This is a genomic window from Halorubrum sp. AD140 (assembly GCF_034497445.1).
Lineage (GTDB): Archaea > Halobacteriota > Halobacteria > Halobacteriales > Haloferacaceae > Halorubrum.
This window is the reverse complement of the sequence record NZ_JAXRUU010000304.1, coordinates 1-1,093: the sequence shown is the minus strand read 5'-3', so window position 1 is coordinate 1,093 and position 1,093 is coordinate 1. Positions and strand designations below refer to the sequence as shown.

Here is a 1,093-nt window from a genome sequence, read left to right as displayed (position 1 = left end):
GTGACGGGCTCTCGGACGCGCACCGCGACGTCGACCCGGACGTGGCCCGCGGCGCGCTGCGCGCGTGTTCCGCGCCGGTCCGGGTCGACCTCACCGAGACCGAGTGGCGCTCGGTGGTCGGCGCCTCGGTCGGTCCGGGGATGTACGACACCGCGCCCGGCGCGTTCCGCGACCTCGCGCTCGCGGCGCTGATCGACGGCGACGCGGGGCTCGACGACCGGGAGGAGCGCCTGCTCGTCCGGAAGGTGCTTCAGGGTCGGCCGTGGGAGACGGTGGCTGACGAGCTCGGCTTCGTCTCGACGAGCGCGTGCATGCGCGCGCTCGGCGACGCCGCCGCCCCCCTCGTCGAGCGGTACGGGACCGAGTTCGCGCTCGCGGCTCTGTTGAAATCCTATGCTTCAGATATAAAGTGAGATGAAACAGCCGGTGGACGGGATCTGCGAAACTGAACGCCGTCAATGTCTGCGGGCGCGCCGACGTACTATTATTGCTCCAAGCAACCCGAAGATAGTCGTTCCTCCAGCAATCACACTGAGAAAAAATGAATTATAAAGAACCGAGAGCACAGCGGCGGTAAGGCCTACTAATGTGATCTCAATTGCGAATAGCATCTCTCTCAGATCGCTCATAACAGTTTCTAAGTAGAATAAATATAATCTCCTGCCATATTTATCTTATTCTTGTTCAATCTTACATCCTTCGCCTGTATTGAACGCAACCGAATTGGAATATATCACTTTCTAAGGATTTCAATAGAGCCTTATAAATACATCTGCGGTGGCGTCGCCGCCGGCGACACCGCAGCGAGTGGGCGAAGCGAACGAGCGAGGAGCGTGGTTCGAGACGCCAAAGGCGTCTCGTCATCGCCAGAAATCGGAGATTTCTGGCTAGCAGTCAGAACGCAAAGCGGTCTGACGACATCACGAACGGCGCGAAGCGCCTCTCGAACGACACCGGGCCGCGCGAGTCCTCCCGGCTGGGGCTTTGGCGGTGTTCTCCGTAGCATCGCGTCCGCTTATAATAGAACCTGGATACGCCGCTCACGGTACGCATACAACTGTCCCGTAGCGATTTCGCTTACTGCGTTCACAAA

The 1,093-nt window shown here is 59.4% G+C and carries 1 pseudogene; it reads left to right on the top strand.

What is annotated here, in order from left to right:
- Window positions 1-413, top strand: a pseudogene (locus tag U4E84_RS18385) (tRNA(Met) cytidine acetyltransferase); the annotation flags it as partial.
- Window positions 414-1,093: the final 680 nt, after the last annotated feature.